Genomic DNA, 20,660 nt, shown 5'->3' with positions numbered 1-20,660 from the left:
ATAAGTATTTTCCCGTTTCTTATTCTATTCAAGCAACATTCATCAGTAATCCGGTCGAAGATAACGTCTTTTTCAAAAAAAACGACCGTTCCTGAAAGAGGACGGTCGTCTGCAGGTTATACTTTGAATCGCGATACGAGGACTTGCAATTCTTCCGCCATATCGGACAAGGTTTTTGCCGATTGCGAAATATCTTCCATCGAGCCGAGCTGTTCTTCCGTCGTCGCTGCGACGCGCTCTGATGCTGCAGAATTTTCATCTGCGATATGGGCGATTTCCGTTGCCGATGCCGAGACTTCCTGGACGTTGGCAGCAATCTCTTCGACCGTTGCCGTGACATCTTCGATCCGCGGTGTCATCTCTTGCGTCCGTAACATGATTTGTTTGAATCGAACGGCTGAATCTTCCGTCGTTTCGAGTCCTGCTTTCGTATGATGCGACACTTCTTTCATCAAGAAAACCGAACGTTCCGTTTCCTGTTTGATGTTTTGAATCAGGTGGGAAATTTGTTTCGTCGATTCCTGCGATTGTTCTGCAAGTTTCCGGACTTCACTGGCAACGACAGCAAATCCTTTGCCGTTTTCCCCTGCCCGTGCCGCTTCAATTGCAGCATTCAAGGCAAGTAAATTCGTTTGGGTCGCAATGCCGTTGATGACATCCACAATCTTGCCAATCTCATTCGAGCGATGCGCGAGCGACTGGATGACCTCACCAAAGTTCTCGACCGATGCATCGATTGCTTTCATCTGTTCCACGTTCTTCGTGACAGCTGCTGTCCCGTCTTCTGCTTCTGAAGCGGTTGCGCGCGACAGTTCCGAGACATTCGTTGAGCTCTCGGCAATCCGCATGACACCTGATGTGATGGCTTGCAGAGAAACGGCATTACCGTCGAGTTGTCGTTTCGATTGACCTGCCCCGGCGGCCATTTCTTGAATCGAACCGGCAATTTGTTCTGAGGCTGCCGTCGTTTGCGCCGCATTCGCCATCAGTTCTTCGGAAGAAGCCGCGACTTGGCCGATGGATTGATCAAGATTTGAGATGATACCACGCAGTGACAGAATCATCGTATTAAAGCTCTTGGCGACTTGGCCGATCTCATCATCCGACTCGACGACGACTTCCTCCGTCAAATCTCCTTCCTGGATTCGTTCCGCACTTTTCGTCAATCGGTTCAAGGGGCTGATGATCGAACGTAGGATAAAGAATAACAGGAGTGCAGCCAGGATGAACGTACCGGCAATGACACCTAATGTCGTCCATAAAATACCTGCTGTTTCATCCGTGATTTCGTAATCGTACAATGTCCCGGCAACTTTCCAACCGGTCAGACCGTTCGTCATGAAGTCCATTTGTTTGTCTTCATCTTCAAATAAGTAAGAGAAGCGTCCTTCTTTTCCTGCATAAAGAGATCCAACCCAACTGCCGGATGCCGTTTCACCCGGTTTGAGTGTCGGATGGGTGACGAATTTTTTCTTCGAATCCAAAATCGTGACATAACCTTCTTTTCCGATTTTGATTTTTTGGGCGATTTCTGAAATCCGGTCGACATCGACGTCGATTGCGATGACACCCTGTCCGTTTCCACCTGTTTGCGAGAGTGTGACCATCATCTTGCCCGATGCAGCATCGACGTATGGATCCGTGATGACGACTTTTCCGCTGGCGCCTTCTGCTGCTTTGTACCAGGGGCGTTCCCGCGGGTCATAATCATCCGGCATCGATTGTTCCGGATAAATCGTCATCTCGCCTGACGTCGTTGCATAATAAATATTAGTGGCTTGCGGATGCGTATCTAAGTATTCGGTCATCTTTTCTTTTAAGTTGAGATTCTGTTTGCCTGATTGGTATAATGTTCCGTCAATTCGGTCCGCAAAAAAGGCGACATCGCGGCGCATCGGATCGATGATATTCATGATTTCATCATTCATCCGGTCGACGCCGGCATGCGCCGACTGCAGAATTTCATTCGTGATTTTTTGTTTGGCCTGGCTGTAAGAAACAAAACCGATCAATAAAGAAGGAATCAATAATAAGAGCATCGATGTCAGGATCAACTTCTGTTTAATACTCAACGTGCGTTTTTTCTTCTGTTCCATATCCAACTCTCCTTCTCGCGCTACATAATCGCTGTTCTAGTTTCTTTATCGGTTAAAATGTATACTTTTTCACAGAAAATAAAAAAAAAGAAGCGGATCCGTTTAGGAATCCGCTTCCAATTTTCATGACTTACGCTTCTTGATCGCCTTTCCAGTTCATCATGCCGCCTTCGACGTTGACGATGTCATATCCGTACTGTTCGAGGAAGCGTCCGACGTTTTCACTTCGTCCGCCTGCTTTACAAATCAGATAGTACGTTTCGCCTTCCTGCAACTCTGTATACCGTTCACCGATTTCAGACATCGGCAGAAAACGGACATTCGGAATATGACCGGCATCGTATTCGTCCTGTTCCCGGACATCTACGACGTGTAAAGATTCACCCGCTTCAAGCTTTTCTTGCAGTTCATCGACATGAATCGTTTTCATGATTATTCCTCCTTTGACGTATCTGTGTCCAGTGTAGCAAAACTGACGTCGAAACAGAACAAAAGAGACCAGCCAAAGCTGATCTCCAGTTCTTATTCTCCGGATGCCTGATCCAGTGGTTGACGCTTTTGCTTATGCATTCCCCGTGCATAATACACAGCAATCAAAATCACGTACCAGAGCGGTCCGACAATCAGTGCAATCCGTGTTCCGGCATCAAATGCCATCAGGACGATGACACCCGCGAGTGCGGCTAACGCAAGATAGTTCGCAATCGGGAAGAACGGAACTGCGAATTCAGCTGATCCGTGCACTTTACGTGCCCGCATCTGAGCAATCAAAATCATCGCCCATGTCCAGACAGCTCCGAATGTCGCAATGCTTGTGACGATCGCAAAGACATCGTCCGGCAAGAAGTAATTGAGTGCGACACCGACCAGCAACGCAACGCCAGAAAGGATCGTTGCAAGTGCCGGCACACCGTTTTTAGAAATCTTCGCAAAACGCTTCGGTGCTTCCTGATTTTGTGACAAGTTCATCATCATCCGGGCTGTTGAGAAAATCCCTGAGTTACATGAGGATAAAGCCGCCGTCAGGACCACGAAATTAATGATTCCGGCAGCGGCCGGAATGCCTAGTGAATCAAATAATAAAACGAATGGACTGCTGTTATTTTGTCCGACTTGATCCCATGGATAAATCGAAAGAATAACGAACAGAGCACCGATGTAGAAGACTAAAATTCGTAAGAAGACATTGTTGACCGCTTTGCGAATCGTTTTCTTCGGATTTTTTGCTTCTCCTGCTGTGACCCCGATCACTTCAATCCCTAAGAAGGCAAACATGACCATTTGCATCGCAAGTAGAACACCGCCGAACCCGTTCGGCAGGAATCCGCCATGCGACCAAAGATTTGAAATCCCGACCGGCGTACCGCCGTTCCCGAACCCGATGACGATCGTCAGCGTTCCGAGGATGATCATTGCGACGATGGCAACAATTTTGATCAATGCAAACCAGAATTCGAATTCCCCGTAAAACTTAACGGCAATGAAGTTGATGCTCGTCATCAAAATCAGTGCACCAAGCGCCCACATCCAAGTGGGCGAATTCGGGAACCATTCCTGCATATAAATCCCGACGGCCGTAATTTCGGCCATACATGTGAAAATCCAGAGCAACCAATAATTCCATCCTGTCAGGAAACCGGCGAGCGGGCTGACATATTTTCGGGCATACTCGGCAAAGCTGCCTGATACCGGTTCACGGACTGCGAGTTCCCCAAGAGCCCGCATGATAATGAAGATAATAAGACCACCGATTAAGTACCCGATCAGTATTCCTGGTCCAGCTAATTGAATCGCTTTTGCGGATCCCAAGAACAATCCGACACCGATTGCCGCCCCCAGCGACATCAGTGTAATGTGACGTTCCTCTAATCCCCGATTCAGTTCTGTCTGTTGTTTCATCTGTACGACGTCCTTCCCGTCTGTGTTTGATTCTTAGCAGTTCCCCTAACCGCTACGTTGTCAGTATAAAGAAATTGTGTCCGTTTTGTAAACGTTTTCAAGAGATATTTTCTCCGAATCCCACATACTCGAAATATTCTGATTTATGTAACGGTACATAAAAGGAGCAACCACCTATACCGAATAGTATACATGACTGCTCCTTTCATAAGGGTTACAAAACTTATTCAACCTTTGCCAAAGATGATTTTTTCATTGTGGTTTTCTTTTCCGTCAATCGGAATAAACCGTTTAAGAGCAACGCGGTTACTGATCCGGCAACGATCGGGCTGTCCGTTAAGACACGGACTTGATCCGGAAGTGACGCGACAATCGCCGGATTCATGCTGATACCGAGTCCGACACCAAGCGCAAGAGCCACCGTGATGACATGATCATTTTTGGAAAAATCGACGCGGGATAAAATCCGGATTCCGCTCGCTGCGACCGTTCCGAACATGACGAGCATCGCCCCGCCGAGAACCGGCTTTGGAATCAGCGTCGTGAAGGTTGCGACTTTCGGCAGGAAACCGAGCACAATCAAAAAGAATCCGGCAAAGATGATGACTTTTCGTGTTTTCACACCTGTCAATTGAACAAGACCGACATTCTGACTGTATGTCGTATACGGGAAACTGTTGAAAATTCCGCCGATGATGGTCGCTGCCCCTTCCGCGCGGTAGCCGCGGGCTAAATCCTGATCCGTCAACTTCTTGTCGGTGATTTCTCCAAGCGTCAAGAAGACTCCGGTCGACTCGACCATCGAAACGAGTCCGACCAGTGTCATCGTCAAAATCGCTGTTGCATTAAAGGTCGGGACACCAAAATAAAACGGTGTCACCATTTGGAACCACGACGCCTCGGCAACCGGGCTGAAATCAATCATCCCCATACCGAATGCAACGAGCGTTCCGATCAGGACGGCAATCAAGACCGCTGCCGCTTTCGAAAAGACCGTTCCGTAACGGTTAAAGACTAAAATCAAAACGATGGTCAGTCCGGCAAGTGCCAAGTACCGCATGTCACCAAAATCCTTTGCTCCTTGTCCGCCGCCGATATCGTTAATGGCAGCCGGAATCAACGAGATCCCGATGATCGTCACGACAGAACCGAGCACGACCGGTGGAAATAAAATCGCAATCCGGCTGAACCAACCGGAAATGACTAAGATGATTAATCCACTGGCGATCAGCGCTCCATAAATCGCGGTAATGCCTTGCAGACTGCCAATCGCAATCATCGGACCGACAGCTGTGAACGTACAGCCGAGGACGACAGGTAAACCGACACCCGTATACTTCGTCACGAAAACTTGCAGCAACGTCGCTACACCACACATGAACAAATCAATTGCAACGAGATAAGCCAGTTCTTCCCCTGATAAACCGATTGCGCTGCCGACAATCAACGGGACAATCGCGGCTCCCGTATACATGGCGAGGACATGTTGCAGACCAAGGCTCGCCGCTTTGGCGTTGGATAACGTCTTCATACCGTCACCGGGTCAACGAACGTCGCCTCTCCGGCTTCTAACTTTTTAATCCGGGCAAGCGATTCGACACGGAATCCGGCATCCAGCAGCTTTTGACGTCCCGGTTGGAATGATTTTTCAATGACGATGCCGAAACCTGCAACTTCTGCTCCTGCCTGTTCGACGAGTTTCGCTAAACCAAATGCCGCTTCCCCGTTCGCGAGGAAATCATCGATGATCAGAACGCGTTCTCCTGCCTGCAGATACTTTTCCGCGACCGTAATCGTACTCGTCTGCTGTTTCGTAAACGAGTAGACTTCTGCTGAAATCGTACCTTCGTTTAACGTCAACGACTTGGTTTTCCGGGCATAGACCATCGGAACCCCTAATCGGAGAGCGGTCATCATCGCCGGGGCGATTCCGCCCGCTTCAATCGTCAAGATCCGTGTGATTCCGGCATCCTTGAACCGATCCATGAATTCATAAGCAATTTCCCACATTAAGGTCGGATCGACCTGGTGGTTTAAAAAGGAATCGACTTTTAATACCTGATCCGATAAGACTAACCCTTCTTGTTGAATCATTTCTTCCAAACGTTTCATAACTGATTTCTCCTTTTTGAACGAAAAAAACGTACAGCCGCTACCCGGGGGCAGCCACTGTACGCTAAAAAGAGAGCAGTAACTCACCACCCGTAGTCGGATCGTTACGGCGATCCGGTAGAGACTCGTGGGCCAATTCCCACTATTATACGAGCGTTGCTATACGTTTATTCGTTGATGCGTGATGTGTTCCATTTTACGGAGTTCACTGAAAAAGTAAAGTCTTTTTCGAAAATGGATTACGCTTGGCGTTCTTCAACCGCTTGCGCTGCCGTGATGATCGCCAATTTGTAGACGTCTTCTTCGTTACATCCGCGTGACAGATCGTTGACCGGTTTGTTGAGTCCTTGCAGGATCGGTCCGATTGCTTCAAAACCACCAAGACGTTGTGCGATTTTGTAGCCGATGTTTCCAGACTCAAGGCTTGGGAAGATGAAGACGTTCGCTTGACCGGCAACGTCTGATTCTGGTGCTTTTGATTTCGCGACACTCGGGACGAACGCTGCATCAAATTGTAATTCTCCGTCGATTGCGAGTTCCGGTGCACGTTCTTTTGCAAGACGTGTTGCTTCGACGACACGCTCTGTTTCCGGTGATTTTGCAGAACCTTTTGTCGAGAAGCTGAGCAACGCAACTTTCGGCTCGATGCCGAATGTTTTTGCCGTTTTCGCAGAAGCAATCGCGTTTTCCGCTAAATCGTTTGCGTCCGGTGCGATGTTGATTGCACAGTCGGCGAATACGTACTGCTCATCGTCACGGACCATGATGAAGACACCTGATGTCTTTTTATAGCCTTCCTGCATTTTGATGATTTGCAGCGCCGGACGAACCGTGTCACCTGTTGCGTGCATCGCACCCGAAACAAGACCTTCTGCTTTTCCTGTGTGAACGAGCATCGTTCCGAACGTGTTGACGTCTTTCAGGATAAGCGCACGTGCCTGCTCTTCCGTCGCTTTTCCTTTACGGCGCTCAACGAATGACGCGACGAGTTCTTCGATTCCTTCATATGAAGCAGGATCAATCGTTTCGAGATCTGCAACGTCGATGTTGTTCGCTGCTGCCGTCTCTTCGATTTGACCGCGTGGTCCGATGACGATCGGTGTGACTAAACCGTCTTTTTTCAAACGTACAGCTGCACCAAGAACACGGGCATCGATTCCTTCAGGGAAAACAATCGTTGGTTGATGGGCTTTGACTTTTGTCTCAAGCATTTCGAATAATTGCATGATATTAGCTCCTTTTGTGGCGAATAAGTGTCGGTTTCTGTTGTTATTCCATTCCATTGTTCATTATACACAGTTCTGTTTCGTTGTTAAAACAATTTGCAAAAAAGTGTGTTTTTCATTCTGACGCCTGACTTTTCGAATACTATTACAGTATCTTTTTTAATATAGTACAGAAAAAAAGAGAGACTGTTTCTCACACCCTTTTACTTCATACCCTGCTTTCTGTTTTTCTATGTCGGTGACGCCTGAAGATCGAACCCGTTTTCTTACGGGAAAAACAAAAAGATATGGTAAGATTGAACATGGATTAACACGTTACTACTACAGATTCAGGAGGTTTTCTCATGCAACATCAATCATCCGAACCAACCGTTACACAACAAGCTGCCGAAACACTCGACGGCTGGTATACATTTCATGATTTCCGCCGGATTGACTGGGCCCGTCTAAAGCAGGTCGACGCTTCTGTCCGGATGAAGATGGTACAGGAGTTTCAGGCATTCCTAGGCGAACTCGCACAAGTCGAAGAACAAAAAGAAGGCAGTCACGCCCTCTATACGATCATCGGTCAAAAAGCGGATCTCGTTCTGATGGTCCTTCGTCCGACAATGGAAGACATTCAAGACGTCGAAGTGAAGATGCAAAAACTTGATTTATATGACTACCTGATTCCGACGTATTCGTACGTCTCTGTTGTCGAACTCGGCACATACCGCGGATCCGGAGAAGGTAACCCGTACGAAAATCCATACGTCCGCGACCGTCTCTATCCAATCCTGCCAAAATCGAAGCATATCTGTTTCTATCCGATGAGCAAGTCACGCCGCGACGGGGACAACTGGTATACGCTTTCGATGGAGAAACGAAAAGAACTGATGTACCGCCACGGGATGATCGGTCGGAGCTACGCCGGGAAGATCCAGCAAATCATCGGCGGATCAACCGGATTCGACGACTGGGAATGGGGCGTCACGCTGTTCGCAAACGATATTCTGCAGTTCAAGAAAATCGTCTACGAAATGCGTTTTGACGAAGTCAGTGCCAAATACGGTGAGTTCGGTGAGTTCTTTATCGGTAACCGCCTCGAAACAGCGGATATTGAAGCACATTTCGCACTTTAATCTGCTAAATCACGTTTCATAGGAAAACCCTGCGGGAATATACTCTTTGCGGCCACAAAAACTGTCAGATTTGTACCTGAAGGAGGAATTACCATGGGGAATGCTATGAACCGATCAACACGATCGCGTGAATTGCAATTCGCTGTGCTTTCAAAAGAGCTAAAGCCAGTCGCAGAACGCGTACTGGACCGCTATGAGCAAGCATTATCGAAGCTAAACAAAACACAACCTGCCAAGCGCTAAAGCATTTGCTTTTGTCGCTCTATCGTACCGGTGAACAGACAATTATTGTCTGTTCACCGGTTTTTTGTAGACATTCACATATCAAAAAAAGACCTATTCGCTTCATACGTTTCTCTGTGTGAGTCACGTGAAGCGAGTAGATCCTTATTGTCTTTACAATCCTTTATACGCCCCGATGGCAACGAAAATCCATGCTGCGATGAACAGGACTCCGCCGATCGGCGTCACAGCACCGAGTTTCGTCACACCTGTCAGCGCCATCACATACAGGCTTCCTGAGAAGAAAACGATTCCGGCAAGCATCAACCAACCGGCTAATGAGAACTGGGAAATTGATACTTTCAATAACATCCCGCCAAGTGCGAGGATTCCAAGCGAGTGAACCATTTGATATAACACACCCGTCTGCCAGTTCGCGAGCATCCGCTCCGATAACATATCTTTTAAGGCATGGGCACCGAACGCACCAAGTGCTACGGCGAGCATCATCGATAATGCTCCAATCATGATGAAAATCTTCATTCTTTGTCTCCCCCTAAACGTCGTGCTGGTAAATTCCATTCATAATAATAGGATAGCATACGTAAAATCGTAATCAGTCCGAGTAATGTGAACAAATGGAGTGGATTCGTCAGTTCGAACCGATCGATGACGAGTGCTGCCATGACGGCCCACATCGCATAGATTTCTTTATGCAGGACAAGCGGTTTACGTCCGGCGAGTAAATCGCGGATGACACCACCACCGACACCTGTCAAAACTGCTGCGGAGATGGTTGCCGATAACGGCAGACCTTTCGCAGAAGCCATCAAAGCTCCTTGAATCGCAAAGGCGGATAAACCGAGGGCATCAGCAAGCACGCCCCATCGCGTCCAGTGCGGTAAAAATAATTGCGGCAAAATGAAAATCAACAAAGCGACTAAAATCGCGATTAAAAACAATCCGCCTTGCGACCAGAGCGCAGAAACCGGGACACCAATCAACAGGTTACGGATGGCACCACCACCGAAGGCCGTGATTAAAGCGAGCAGCCAAACACCAAACAAATCATACTTTTCTTCCATCGCGACAATCGCGCCACTCATCGCAAACGCAACCGTTCCAATGATATTTAATAAGTCCCAGGACATACGCACATTTCACCTTTCCCATTAGAAATTCCAATACTTACTATACGCTCTTTTTTGATTCCGGCAAGCTTATTTTTTCTGTCACCGATTCAACCGTTTGTAAGTGACGTTTTTAGGTAAAGTAACCTATACTGAAACAAACTGTACAGGAAGCTAGGTGAAGGCATGAAACGTTGGGCGCTTTATCGGATTTTCATCATCGTAACGATGTTCGCTCGTTACATTTGGACGATTTATCGATTCACCCGGAAGAACCGACCCGGTACGAATAATGAAGAATTTGAGCGCATCATGATTACGATTGCGCGTGACTATAAGAAAAAAGCCCTTCGTCTCGAAGGACTCCTCATTAAGCTGGGGCAGTTCCTGTCGATTCGGGCCGACCTGTTTCCCCCGTCCGTCTTGATGGAGCTGACGGAACTCGTCGACAAAGTTCCATCCAGTAAACTCGGCGAATCCCGGAAAATCATCGAAGAAGACTGGGGAACGACGATCGAAGACATCGTCGATAACATCTCCCCCCGGCCGATTGCCTCTGCTTCAATCGGTGAAGTCTACAGCGCAACTCTTAAATCAAACGGCCGGAAAGTAGCGATCAAAGTTCAACGGCCGAACATTGATCAAATCATCAAAACCGATTTCCGGGCGATGCGGCTCGTCATTGCGATGCTCCGCCGGACGTCACTCAATAAATCAACCGATTTACAAAGTCTGTACCGTCAGATGGTGTTCGTCATCGGAGATGAGCTGAACTACCGGACTGAGCTGAAAAACGGTTTGTACTTCAAGAAAATGTACGAAACGAATCCTGTCATCTATATTCCCGATTATTTTGAAGAACACTGTACCAACCGCGTTCTTGTCATGGAATGGATCGAAGGCACACGCATCACGGATCTTGATTACTTAGCGGAACATAACATCGACCGCGATGAACTGGCCCAAAACCTGTTCCTGAATGCCGGAGAACAGTTATTGTTCGGAGGTAAATTCCATGCCGATCCCCATCCGGGTAATGTCCTTGTCCAAAGTGACGGTCGGATCGTCTTACTCGATTTCGGGATGATCGGTGCGACGACAGCCGACGATATGCGGGCCATTCAACGTATTCTCCAGTCCTTCGTGACGCTCGATTACGATGCCATTGTCGACGGACTCGAAGACTTACGCTTTTTATTACCAAACGCCAACAAACAAAACATCCGTCAAGCGATCGAAAAAGCCGTTACCTTCTATCTTGAGAGTGACATGGAGAACGTTGATACGAAGTTGATTGAAAAAGTATTATCCGATATTGAATTACTGGTCCGAAACGAACCAATCCAACTTCCGGCAGAATTTGCCTTTTTCGGTCGTGCGGCCTCGACGATTCTCGGTATCTTACAAATCTTATCACCGAAAATCAATTTACTCGATCTTGCTAAGCCGATGGTCCGGAGATGGCTCGACGAAGAAGGGAAAAACCAAAACCGTTACTTGCAAATCGCCGCTTCCTACGGCGCACGATTAGTTGCCTTCCCTCGTCTCGTCAACGATGCCTTAAGTGAACCGACAAGATGGCGTCTGTTTGAACAACAGAAGTTTTCCCGTGTCGCTAACATGGAGTCGTTGAAAATCCGTCAGTGGACCAGTTCTCTTGTCGGAATCGTCAGCCTGCCGGTCAGCTACACCGGCTATTTTCTCGCCCACTACGATTTGATGGGAATTTCACTGACCATTGCCATCATTGCTTTATGGAACGGTCGACGCATCGGACGACAAATCGTCCGGATTGCTGATGAACCGTTTAAATAATCACCAAAACGTCCTTGTAAGAGGACGTTTTTTTATTTTAAAATAATGTTTCTTCATTCTTCTATGTTTTTCAGATCTGTTCCCGGGGTACATCTTCAAGTAGATAGAAAGAAATTTAGAAGAGGTGAAACACTTGATTGATATCTTAATCGCGCTCGTACCTGCCTTGATGTGGGGGACACTTCCATTAGTCGTCTCTAAAATCGGCGGTTCGACGGAACAACAAATTATCGGAACAACACTTGGGGCGTTAGCGTTTGCCATCATTACGTTCTTTTTCGTCAGTCCTGAACTTTCGACGACTGCCTGGGTGGCTGGATTCTTCTCCGGTGCTTTTTGGGCACTTGGTCAAATGAATCAGTTTGCTGCCTTTAAACAGATGGGTGTCTCAAAAACGATGCCGATTTCAACCGGGATGCAACTCGTCGGGACGTCATTGTTCGGTGTCCTCGCTTTTGGCGAATGGTCAAACCGAACCGCCTTGATCCTCGGTATCAGTGCACTCGTTTTGATCGTTGCCGGTGCCGCTTTCACTTCTTATAAAGAAGATAAAAGCAAACAGGATGAACATATCGGAAAAGGTTTACTGTTACTCCTGATCTCAACTGTCGGTTACGTCGGCTATGTCGTCATCGCCCGTTGGTTCAACATCAACGGTTGGGAAGCGGTCTTGCCGCAGGCCATCGGTATGGTCATCAGTGCCATCCTTTTATCTTTAAGAAAAGGAAACTTGTTTACGAAAAAAACAGCCGGTAATACAATTGGTGGTCTCATGTGGGCAGTCGGTAACATCGCCCTGTTGTTTGCAACTGCCAAGGTCGGTGTCGCCACCAGCTTTTCACTGTCACAAACCGGTGTCGTCATCTCGACAATCGGTGGTGTCGTCCTGCTAAAAGAAGCAAAAACAAAAAAAGAAATGACCTTCGTCGTTATCGGCTGTATCTTAGTCGTCGTCGGTGGGATCATGATTGGATTTACGAAGCAATAATAAGGAGGAATTCATGTTATGTATAACAGTCTAAAAGGTAAAGTCGCTATCGTCACAGGTGGATCAATGGGAATCGGTGAAGCCATCATTCGCCGTTATGCGGAAGAAGGCATGCGTGTCGTCATCAACTACCGGAGTCATCCGGAAGAAGCCAAGAAAATTGCCGATGACATCATCCAAGCCGGCGGTGAAGCCATCACCGTTCAAGGGGATGTATCAAAAGAGGAGGACATGATCAACCTCGTCAAAGAAACGGTCGATCACTTCGGACAGCTCGATGTTTTCGTCAACAATGCCGGTGTTGAAATGCCGTCACCCTCGCATGAAATGTCACTTGAAGACTGGCAAAAAGTCATCGATGTCAATTTAACCGGTGCCTTCCTCGGTGCCCGCGAAGCACTCAAATACTTTGTTGAGCATAACGTCAAAGGAAACATCATCAATATGTCGAGCGTCCACGAAATCATTCCATGGCCGACGTTCGTCCATTATGCAGCAAGTAAAGGTGGCGTCAAACTGATGACTCAGACGCTTGCAATGGAATATGCACCAAAAGGTATCCGCATCAATGCAATCGGACCGGGTGCAATCAATACACCCATCAATGCCGAGAAATTCGAGGATCCGAAACAACGTGCTGACGTCGAAAGCATGATTCCGATGGGTAATATCGGGAAGCCGGAAGAAATTTCTGCAGTCGCAGCATGGCTTGCTTCGGACGAAGCGAGTTATGTAACGGGGATTACTCTGTTTGCTGACGGCGGTATGACACTTTATCCATCATTCCAAGCTGGACGCGGGTAATTCCCGCGTTTCCGCTCTTTAAAGGGAGGAACCCTCATGTCGAATTTTTTTACTCTGCTCAGGCGCGGAAATAAATCCGCTCTCGCTGCTGCAATCGTCAATACCATTATCGCCATTATAAAATTCGTTGCTTACATCTTGACGGGTAATATCGCCATGTTTGCAGAAATGATGCATACCATCGGTGACGCAGCCAATCAGTTTTTTGTTTATATCGGATCAGCATTAAGTAAAAAAGCACCGACCAAACGGTTCCCGAACGGATTCGGTCGACTCGTCAACCTTGTTTTACTTGCCGCCATTCTTGTTGTCGCCATTCTTGCCTACGAAACGATTCGTGAAGGTATCCTGCACATCCTGCATGCACCGGGTGAGAAAACAAGCGGTCTTTGGATCATCCTGACTGCGCTTGGAATCGGTGTCGTACTTGAAATCGGTGTCTTTTACAAAGCAATGATTGAGATTGCCCATGAGACCGGATTAAAATCCCGTGGCCTGACGCTGGTCGGTCAAAGTTTTGCTAACTTATCGCAGGCAAAACCGGCGACACGGCTTGTCTTCATGGAAGATTTGGTCGCAACGCTCGGTGGTGTCATCGCCATTATCGCTGTCTTGATTTCACATTATACGTCGTTTTATCAGGCAGAAGGAATCGCTTCGATATTGATCGGTTTAATGATGTTCTATGTCGTCTATAATGTCTTCATTCAAAATGCTGCCGGTGCGCTCGGTGAAATTGATGAAGTCTTAACCGCAAAAATCGGGGAAATCCTGATGCGTGATCCGGACGTACGTGATATCGAAAAACTTGAAGTCATCAAAGAAGGAGATCACTTCCACGTCGAAATTGAGATTGAAGTGGATCCTGAACTGACGATTGCTCAAGCAGACGATATTAAAGACCGCCTTGAATTGCAGATTCGGATTCTAAAAGGGATCACGGATGTTACAATTTCTTTTGATGAAGATGATAAGATTCAACACTATCAGCCACCGACACAGCCCTAACACAAAAAAAGCAGGAACGTCCTTTTGGGGATGTTCCTGCTTTTTTAGTCAATTCGCCGCCCGGACGAATCCGGCCTCTTTTGCTTCCTGTTCACTGCAAAACATCTCTTCCGGGTTCACCTCATCATATGAACGTCCCCCTTGGATGTGGTAGATTTTTTTCCCTTGGCGGTTAATGTTGCCTTTGATGTCGGCACAGTCCGCTGACTCTTCCGATGTCCCATTCATGACCGAGGTATCAAATCCCCGATCAGTGGCATACCCTTTTGTCTGCCAGATGCCTGCCTGTTGCCCTTTTGTTTCCTGTTCAATTTCTTGAAAAGTCTCGACATACCGGGTATCCGGCTCATAGATATACGCGACCCGGGCCAAGCCTTTTCGCAACAGTTCCTGATTGATCATCTTGCCGTCTGACCAGACATAAGCGAGCAATCGCCCATAGCGGTCTGTCTTTGACTGATCCCGTTCAAGCAGGATGTCGCTCCCTACCGGTAATGCCTCTTTCGTAAAACGGGAGGCTTCCGGACCATACGGCTGAACCGGCTTTTCCGGATTTACGGTTTCCGGTGTATCGACCAATAAAAAACGGACATCTTCCGTTTGACCGTTTTGTAGCCGGACTTTCACCGTATCCCCGTCGATGACACGCTCGACGGTGGCTTCCGTCACTTTTGTTTCATCCGGTTGCTTGATGCCAATCTGTTCATATGTCTCTGAATCCAGCGCACATCCGGTCAAACTGATGATGCTGACGATGAGAAGCAGTTGGGTGAACCATCGTTTCATATTCTCGTCCCCCTCGTTCATTCGATTCAAAAAAGCGTCGACATCAGCGTCGACGCTTGCCCATTCCCATCTTGCCTGAAGTTCATTTCATCCTATGCCGTTCTGCCGAGGCTGACGGCTGATCAGTCTGCTTCGAGCACTTTTTCGACATCGGTGCGATTCGTGTACAGCGTATAGAAGGCTTCGGCAACGTTTTTCGGATCAAGTGCCGTTCCACGTTTGACTTCTCCGGCAATCGTCACGGTCCCGACGTAGACATTGTCGTCTTTTAGCGTGTCGTGCAACATATGCGTCAGTTGACGGACACCGGCCTTCCCAATCGATAAACCCGGTAAGGATTTAATCGCATTCAGTGCTGCTCCGCCGCCGGTAATCAAGATGGCTCCGTCTTTTCGTGCCACCATATCCGGTGCAACGACTTGCGCGGCATGCAACGCTCCAAGGACATCAATTTCAAATTCTTTTGTAATCTGTTCAGCCGATACCTCGAGTACGGACGCTTGATGCAGGATTGAGGCATTATAGACAAGGACATCAATTTGTCCGTATTGGTCTTTTGTCCATTCGACGAGTGATTCGAGATCTGTGCGGCGTGAGGCATCACATTCAACCCCAACGGCTTCGATGCCTTGTTCTTTCAGTTCTGTGATGACGGCTGCCAATGTTTCCTGTGTTCGTGCGGCACAAACGACTTGAAAGCCTTCTTTACCGAACCGCTTGCTGATTTCGGCTCCGTTTCCTGGGCCGGCGCCAATGACGATGACTGTTTTCATGATCTGTTCCCCCTTATTTTTTCCTTTTACCCTATTCCCACAATTGATTTGATTTACTCAAAAATCGAGTAAGGAAGGTCCTTTTTCTTCTTTTTCCTGGGCAACTCCCATAAAACGGGCCAGCATCGGATCGACTTCCGGCTTTTGCTGTTCGGTTGCCGGAGTCATGACCGGACGGATCGTCTGTTCTGTCGCCGGTTGTTCGAGCAGCAACTCACAATAGGCTTTCATGGCCGCAACGTATTCGATTTGCAACGAACTGTTCGATTGCTCAATTTTTGCCATCATCTGTCGCATTTTTTCAATGACTTGTTGTTCTGTAATCATCTTGCTCACCTCATATGATAGATTGAATGTATTAACCGAAAAGGAAGTGTCCTCCATGATTCGTACTGCTTTAATTGGTTTTGGACTTGCCGGCGAACACCTGCATGCCCCGTATCTTACACCACCTGATTATCAACTTGTTGCAGTTCAGTCCAGTCGTCCGGAAGCAGTCGCCGCCCGTTATCCGGATGTGCCGGTGTATTCTTCGCTTGAAGCGTTGTTAGCTGCTGAAACGATTGAACTGGTCGTCATCGCGACACCGAATGCTGAACATTATCCCCTCGCCAAGACAGCGTTACTTGCCGGCTGTCATGTCCTTGTCGAGAAGCCGTTTACCGTCACCTTGACGGAAGCCGAACAGCTGACGGATCTTGCGCGTCAGCAAAATCGATTACTGACAGTTTACCATAACCGCCGTTATACAAAAGACTTCCAAACGTTGCTCGGACTGGTGCAAGCCGACGAACTGGGCGTCGTTCAGACCTTCGAAGCCCACTATGACCGCTATCGTCCGACCGTCCGGGCACGCTGGCGGGAACAGGACGTCCCGGGTGCCGGTCTGCTTTATGATTTAGGCTCTCATTTAATTGATCAAGCCCTGATATTATTTGGCGAACGACCGGATCGTGTCTTTTGTGATCAGACGATTCAGCGGCCGGATGGTCCGGTCGAAGACTATACGCACCTGATTCTGGCTTTCGGAACACGACGCGCTGTTTTGCATATCGGCTCACTTGTTCCGGCTCCCGGTCCTTCGCTTGCCGTCCACGGGACGAAAGCGAGTTATTTCGTCGACAGTGTGGATACGAAACGCTCGACGTACACATGGGGAAGACCTGAACAGCCTCTCGAGGAACGTCCTTTCGTCGCTTCTGGTTTTGCCGACTACTATCATGATTTAGCGCAGGCCTTACGTCATGAGGCCCCTCTTGCCGTCACGACGGAACAAGCTCTGCTCGTCATGAAAATTATTGATTGTGCTCAAAAAAGTGTAAAAGAGGGTACATGGATAGAAGTAGAATAAAATAATCCACTTCAGACGAACAGGGGGAAAATGCATGTTTTCAAGTACGGAACGAACCGCATGGTTAGAAGAGATGGGACAGGAATTGCTCGATGTATTGGTCATTGGTGGCGGCATTACAGGTGCAGGGATTTTACTCGATGCTCAAAGCCGGGGTATGCGGACCGGATTGATTGAGATGCAGGATTTCGCAGAAGGCACATCAAGCCGCTCGACGAAACTTGTTCACGGAGGCTTACGTTATTTAAAGCAATTTGAAATCAAGTTAGTCGCAGAAGTCGGGAAAGAACGGGCGATTGTTTATGAAAATGCACCGCACGTCACGACACCTGAGTGGATGATGTTACCGCTTGTCGAAGGTGGGACATTCGGCAATTTTTCGACGTCGATCGGTCTGCGGGTTTACGATCAACTGGCAGGCGTCCGACGCCATGAACGACGGACGATGTTATCTAAAGAAGAAACGCTTCGCTACGAACCGCTTTTACGATCGGAACACCTTGTCGGAGGCGGACGTTATGTCGAATACAAAACGGATGACGCCCGCTTGACGGTCGAAGTATTAAAAGCGGCGGTCGGATACGGTGGACGTGCCGTCAACTATACGAAGGCTGAGTCACTGGTCTACCACAACGGAAAAGTCGTCGGTGTTGAAGTACAGGACGTCTTAACCGGCAAGACTTATACGATTCGTGCGAAAAAAATCATCAATGCGACCGGTCCGTGGGTTGATGAATTACGCGAAAAGGACGGCTCGAAATCAGGGAAGTCGCTTCATCTGACGAAAGGCATTCATCTCGTCATCGACCAAGCTCACTTCCCGTTGCAACAAGCCGTCTACTTTGATGTGGTGGACGGACGGATGATTTTCGCGATTCCGCGCGAAGGAAAAACTTATGTTGGCACGACGGACACGAATTATCAGGGTGACATTCTCGAACCTGGTGTGACAGAAGAAGACCGGGACTATATCTTGGATGCGACAAATCAGATGTTCAACGTTGATTTGCACCCTGACCACGTCGAATCGACATGGTCCGGCTTACGTCCGTTGATTCACGAAGACGGCAAAGATCCGAGTGAACTGTCGCGTAAAGATGAAATCTTCGTCTCGAAATCCGGCTTGATGTCGATTGCCGGCGGAAAATTGACGGGGTACCGGAAGATGGCAGAACGAATCATCGATATGGTCGCCGATCAGTTCAAGGAGGAGGAGAACCGGATTTATCTCGCGTCCCGGACACACGATATTTTACTCGGCGGCGGTCATCCTGACGGCAGTAAAGGATTTGCCCGTTACTTGAAAGAACAGCAACCTAAAGGTGAAGCCCTCGGATTGTCTCCGAAGGAAGCGACATGGCTGATTCAACGTTACGGAACGGATGTCGAACGTGTCTTTGAATTAATTCGCTCGCGCGGCAGTGAAGCGGAGCGTTATCAGCTTCCCCTTCACTGGTTCGGAGGACTGTTATACGGAATGGAAGCAGAACTCGTCATGCAACCGGGTGATTTCTTGAATCGCCGCGCCTCTGCCGTCTTCTTCGATTTCCCGAATGCAGAAAAATATGCCGACGGTGTTCTCGCTTTAATGCGAAGCGAACTTGGATGGTCGGCAGAAGAAGAAGCTAAAGCCAATGCCAGCATCCAACGTGAGTTCGATGCGGTTCGGATCAAGACCTCTCTGCCTTCTTAATTCACTATACTTCTGACTTACAACAAAAAAATGCGACCCCTTCACGGGATCGCATTTTTTTATTTTTCGTCTGCAGCTGCGATTTCAGTAGCCGGCATGTTTCCTGGTTCCAGATTCGAGTTCTTCCGGGCAAAGGCGAAGTACAGGACAAGTCCAATCGCCAGCCAGATGAAGAAAGCAATCCATGTTTCGAGTTTCAAGTTGAACATTAAGAAGAGACAAGAAGCGATCGCTGCGATCGGCACATAAGGCATTCCCGGGCATTTGAATGCACGAGGAAGATCCGGTTGTGTTTTACGAAGGATCAAGACCGCAACAGAGATTAAGACGAATGCTGCGAGTGTCCCCATGTTAACGAGGTTTGCGATGACATCGAGTGGAACGAGTCCTGCGACTGTCGCACTACCAAGACCAATCATCCATGTTGCTTTGAACGGTGTTTTGTATTTTGGATGTACTTCCGAGAATACTTTCGGGAACATTCCGTCACGTGAGATGGCGAACGCTAAACGTACCATTCCGTATGTCATGACGAGGATAACGGTTGTGATCCCGAGGATGGCACCTAAATCGATGAAACCGGCGACCCAGTTTTGTCCTGCCATTTGAATGGCGAGTGAAACCGGGTGATCGACGCCCGCAAATTTTTGGTACGGGACGATTCCTGTCATGATAGCCGCTACGATGACGTAAAGGACTGTACAGACCGCAAGAGAACCGATGATACCACGTGGTAAGTTCTTTTGTGGCTCACGTACTTCTTCTGCTGCCGATGTGACGGCATCAAAACCGATGTAAGCAAAGAAGACGATGGCTGCTCCAGAGAAGACGCCGCCCCATCCGAAAGGTGTAAATGGTGCCCAGTTCGTTGGTTCAACATAGCCGACACCGACGACGATGAACAAGACAACAACTGCCAGTTTAATGACAACCATGATGTTGTTGACACGTTTTGTTTCTTTAATCCCCATCGATAACAGGGCTGTAATGGCAAGTAAAATCAGGAAAGCCGGTAAGTTGAAGAACGTTTTTGCGCCTTCTACCGCCCCGGGAGCTGCTGAGAGTGCTGTCGGGATATGAATGCCAAATCCACCGAGTAACGACTGGAAGTAACCTGACCACCCTGCCGCAACGGCACTGGAGGCGAGTCCATATTCCAAAATCAAGTTCCACCCGATGATCCAGGCAAAGATTTCTCCCATCGTTGCATACGTGTACGTGTAGACGGAACCACTGACTGGAATCGTCGAAGCGAATTCCGCATAAGCGAGTGCCGCTAACCCACAGGCAATGGCAGATAAAATGAATGAGACGATAAGACCAGGTCCTGCTGTCAATGCTCCTGTTCCGGTTAGGACGAAAATTCCCGTACCAATGATGGCGCCAATTCCTAAAAACGTTAAATCCATTGCGCCAAGATTTCGAGCAAGTCCATTGTTACGCTGACTCGCAGCAATCATAGCGGAAACATCTTTTTTCCGCGTCAAACTCATGATGATACTCCCCCTGTTGTATGTTTAGTTCGAATTACAAAAAATGTTTTGCAATTACTTAATCCAAAATTTACGAAGTTTTCAGATAAATTGATATAGGTCATTAGACCCATTTGTAAATTGTGTTTCGCTTACATGTTTTT

20 protein-coding genes and 1 riboswitch are annotated in these 20,660 nt (G+C 48.0%); of the genes, 8 read left to right on the top strand and 12 right to left on the bottom strand.

Annotated features, from left to right (window positions below; translation table 11 throughout):
* Window positions 1–116: 116 nt before the first annotated feature.
* The 6 genes from KNP93_RS13525 to pta all read right to left on the bottom strand — a co-directional run bounded on the left by KNP93_RS13525 (window position 117) and on the right by pta (window position 7,333).
* A complete protein-coding gene (locus KNP93_RS13525) occupies window positions 117–2,096 on the bottom strand; it encodes a methyl-accepting chemotaxis protein (protein ID WP_214855756.1) in 1,980 nt (659 codons plus the stop codon).
* Between the two features lie 130 nt (window positions 2,097–2,226).
* The gene (locus tag KNP93_RS13520; RefSeq protein ID WP_131973414.1) at window positions 2,227–2,526 is read right to left on the bottom strand and encodes a rhodanese-like domain-containing protein; all 300 of its coding nucleotides are present in this window, start codon (window positions 2,524–2,526) and stop codon (window positions 2,227–2,229) included.
* A gap of 92 nt (window positions 2,527–2,618) precedes the next feature.
* Window positions 2,619–3,995, bottom strand: a complete 1,377-nt coding sequence (locus tag KNP93_RS13515; protein ID WP_131973415.1) for an amino acid permease — start codon at window positions 3,993–3,995, stop codon at window positions 2,619–2,621.
* A 223-nt stretch (window positions 3,996–4,218) separates the two neighbouring features.
* The gene (locus tag KNP93_RS13510; protein WP_131973416.1) at window positions 4,219–5,526 is read right to left on the bottom strand and encodes a nucleobase:cation symporter-2 family protein; all 1,308 of its coding nucleotides are present in this window, start codon (window positions 5,524–5,526) and stop codon (window positions 4,219–4,221) included.
* On the bottom strand, window positions 5,523–6,107 hold the full coding sequence (locus KNP93_RS13505) for a xanthine phosphoribosyltransferase (RefSeq protein ID WP_131973417.1): 585 nt from the start codon (window positions 6,105–6,107) through the stop codon (window positions 5,523–5,525). Before KNP93_RS13505 ends, KNP93_RS13510 begins: the two co-directional genes overlap by 4 nt.
* Before the next feature lie 73 nt (window positions 6,108–6,180).
* A riboswitch (purine riboswitch) is annotated at window positions 6,181–6,280 on the bottom strand.
* 66 nt (window positions 6,281–6,346) lie between these two features.
* Window positions 6,347–7,333, bottom strand: a complete 987-nt coding sequence (gene pta / locus KNP93_RS13500) for a phosphate acetyltransferase (protein WP_114597171.1) — start codon at window positions 7,331–7,333, stop codon at window positions 6,347–6,349.
* A gap of 344 nt (window positions 7,334–7,677) precedes the next feature.
* On the opposite strand from pta, the gene hemQ reads away from it, so the two are divergent.
* Together hemQ and KNP93_RS13490 are read left to right on the top strand one after the other, a co-directional pair.
* A complete protein-coding gene (gene hemQ, locus KNP93_RS13495) occupies window positions 7,678–8,454 on the top strand; it encodes a hydrogen peroxide-dependent heme synthase (protein WP_131503248.1) in 777 nt (258 codons plus the stop codon).
* 93 nt (window positions 8,455–8,547) lie between these two features.
* On the top strand, window positions 8,548–8,697 hold the full coding sequence (locus KNP93_RS13490; protein ID WP_012369127.1) for a hypothetical protein: 150 nt from the start codon (window positions 8,548–8,550) through the stop codon (window positions 8,695–8,697).
* A 153-nt stretch (window positions 8,698–8,850) separates the two neighbouring features.
* On the opposite strand, the gene KNP93_RS13485 is transcribed toward KNP93_RS13490, so the two are convergent.
* On the bottom strand, window positions 8,851–9,219 hold the full coding sequence (locus KNP93_RS13485) for a DUF423 domain-containing protein (RefSeq protein ID WP_012369126.1): 369 nt from the start codon (window positions 9,217–9,219) through the stop codon (window positions 8,851–8,853).
* On the bottom strand, window positions 9,216–9,827 hold the full coding sequence (locus KNP93_RS13480) for a trimeric intracellular cation channel family protein (RefSeq protein ID WP_012369125.1): 612 nt from the start codon (window positions 9,825–9,827) through the stop codon (window positions 9,216–9,218). The genes KNP93_RS13485 and KNP93_RS13480 overlap by 4 nt, the downstream gene beginning before the upstream one ends.
* Window positions 9,828–9,992: 165 nt before the next feature.
* Here KNP93_RS13480 and KNP93_RS13475 point away from each other — a divergent pair, with 165 nt between their 5' ends.
* The 4 genes from KNP93_RS13475 to KNP93_RS13460 all read left to right on the top strand — a co-directional run bounded on the left by KNP93_RS13475 (window position 9,993) and on the right by KNP93_RS13460 (window position 14,421).
* Window positions 9,993–11,621: an ABC1 kinase family protein gene (locus KNP93_RS13475; protein ID WP_214855753.1), complete on the top strand. Its 1,629-nt coding sequence runs from the start codon at window positions 9,993–9,995 to the stop codon at window positions 11,619–11,621.
* 136 nt (window positions 11,622–11,757) lie between these two features.
* The gene (locus tag KNP93_RS13470; RefSeq protein WP_188005401.1) at window positions 11,758–12,609 is read left to right on the top strand and encodes a GRP family sugar transporter; all 852 of its coding nucleotides are present in this window, start codon (window positions 11,758–11,760) and stop codon (window positions 12,607–12,609) included.
* Window positions 12,610–12,627: 18 nt separating this feature from the next.
* Complete coding sequence (locus KNP93_RS13465) at window positions 12,628–13,413, top strand: glucose 1-dehydrogenase (RefSeq protein ID WP_131503245.1); 786 nt, start codon at window positions 12,628–12,630, stop codon at window positions 13,411–13,413.
* A gap of 36 nt (window positions 13,414–13,449) precedes the next feature.
* On the top strand, window positions 13,450–14,421 hold the full coding sequence (locus KNP93_RS13460; RefSeq protein ID WP_131503244.1) for a cation diffusion facilitator family transporter: 972 nt from the start codon (window positions 13,450–13,452) through the stop codon (window positions 14,419–14,421).
* Window positions 14,422–14,469: 48 nt separating this feature from the next.
* On the opposite strand, the gene KNP93_RS13455 is transcribed toward KNP93_RS13460, so the two are convergent.
* The 3 genes from KNP93_RS13455 to KNP93_RS13445 form a co-directional block, all read right to left on the bottom strand.
* On the bottom strand, window positions 14,470–15,207 hold the full coding sequence (locus tag KNP93_RS13455; protein WP_214855750.1) for a thermonuclease family protein: 738 nt from the start codon (window positions 15,205–15,207) through the stop codon (window positions 14,470–14,472).
* A 122-nt stretch (window positions 15,208–15,329) separates the two neighbouring features.
* Window positions 15,330–15,980, bottom strand: a complete 651-nt coding sequence (locus tag KNP93_RS13450; RefSeq protein ID WP_131503242.1) for an SDR family NAD(P)-dependent oxidoreductase — start codon at window positions 15,978–15,980, stop codon at window positions 15,330–15,332.
* A gap of 57 nt (window positions 15,981–16,037) precedes the next feature.
* Window positions 16,038–16,307 carry a DUF5327 family protein gene (locus KNP93_RS13445; protein WP_214855747.1) on the bottom strand — a complete coding sequence of 90 codons (270 nt, stop codon included), beginning with the start codon at window positions 16,305–16,307 and terminating at the stop codon, window positions 16,038–16,040.
* 55 nt (window positions 16,308–16,362) lie between these two features.
* On the opposite strand from KNP93_RS13445, the gene KNP93_RS13440 reads away from it, so the two are divergent.
* Both KNP93_RS13440 and KNP93_RS13435 read left to right on the top strand, forming a co-directional pair.
* Window positions 16,363–17,331, top strand: coding sequence for a Gfo/Idh/MocA family oxidoreductase (locus KNP93_RS13440; RefSeq protein WP_131503240.1), 969 nt, complete (start codon window positions 16,363–16,365; stop codon window positions 17,329–17,331).
* Between the two features lie 34 nt (window positions 17,332–17,365).
* Window positions 17,366–19,024, top strand: coding sequence for a glycerol-3-phosphate dehydrogenase/oxidase (locus KNP93_RS13435; protein ID WP_214855744.1), 1,659 nt, complete (start codon window positions 17,366–17,368; stop codon window positions 19,022–19,024).
* A gap of 59 nt (window positions 19,025–19,083) precedes the next feature.
* On the opposite strand, the gene bcaP is transcribed toward KNP93_RS13435, so the two are convergent.
* Window positions 19,084–20,517, bottom strand: coding sequence for a branched-chain amino acid transporter BcaP (gene bcaP, locus KNP93_RS13430; RefSeq protein ID WP_131503238.1), 1,434 nt, complete (start codon window positions 20,515–20,517; stop codon window positions 19,084–19,086).
* Between the last annotated feature and the right edge of the window lie 143 nt (window positions 20,518–20,660).

This window comes from Exiguobacterium sp. s166, from assembly GCF_018618855.1.
GTDB lineage: Bacteria > Bacillota > Bacilli > Exiguobacteriales > Exiguobacteriaceae > Exiguobacterium_A.
The sequence above is the reverse complement of the archived record's forward strand: the minus strand, read 5'-3'. Positions and strand labels throughout refer to the sequence as shown.